Origin of the sequence: Sphingomonas sp. CCH9-F2 (assembly GCF_001556735.1) — a bacterium.
GTDB lineage: Bacteria > Pseudomonadota > Alphaproteobacteria > Sphingomonadales > Sphingomonadaceae > Sphingomonas > Sphingomonas ginsenosidimutans.
Genome location: NZ_LSJO01000572.1, coordinates 1 through 580, shown reverse-complemented (window position 1 = coordinate 580; position 580 = coordinate 1). Strand labels below are relative to the sequence as shown.

Here is a 580-nt window from a genome sequence, read left to right as displayed (position 1 = left end):
CTCGGATGGCAGTCATGAGAGCGTACGTTTTCGACCATCCTCTCACCGGTCCCCGTATTGCCTCAAACGGCGATAGCCTAAAGTGGAGAGTTTTATTTTGGGAGATCAGGAATGAACATCGGGATGAAGACGATCATGGCGTTGTCAATTGCTCTGCCCGCCGCGGCGTGGGCGCAGTCTGACGCTCGAGCCGCTGATGCGCGCGCCGTGAAGGCTGTGCTGTCGTCGTACAAGAAGGCGATCGAAAAGCTTGACGCCGCTGGAACCGAGCGACTGTTCACGACCAACGCGCAGATTTTCGAGACAGGAGCATCTGAGGGCAGCTACACCACGTACTTGGCTCATCATCTCGGTCCCGAGCTGAAGCAGTTCAAATCGTTCCGTTTCTCAGACTACAAGGTCGACGTCCGCTTCGAGGGACCGGTTGCCCTTGCAACCGAAACCTACCGTTACCGGATTCAGCCCAAAACCGGTGAGGCGGCCGATGAGCTGGCCCCTGTTTTGACCGGACGGATTTAAGCCTATGAAGGAGGCTTGGGGCTATCCCCTGAGCATAGGCTTATGTCCGTGTCCGAGATCA

The 580-nt window shown here is 56.7% G+C and carries 1 protein-coding gene; it reads left to right on the top strand.

The features are described 5' to 3' along the window. Positions 1-123 precede the first annotated feature (123 nt). Entirely contained in the window at positions 124-519 is a 396-nt protein-coding gene (locus AX685_RS16130) for a nuclear transport factor 2 family protein (protein ID WP_231738957.1), read from the top strand. Positions 520-580 lie beyond the last annotated feature (61 nt).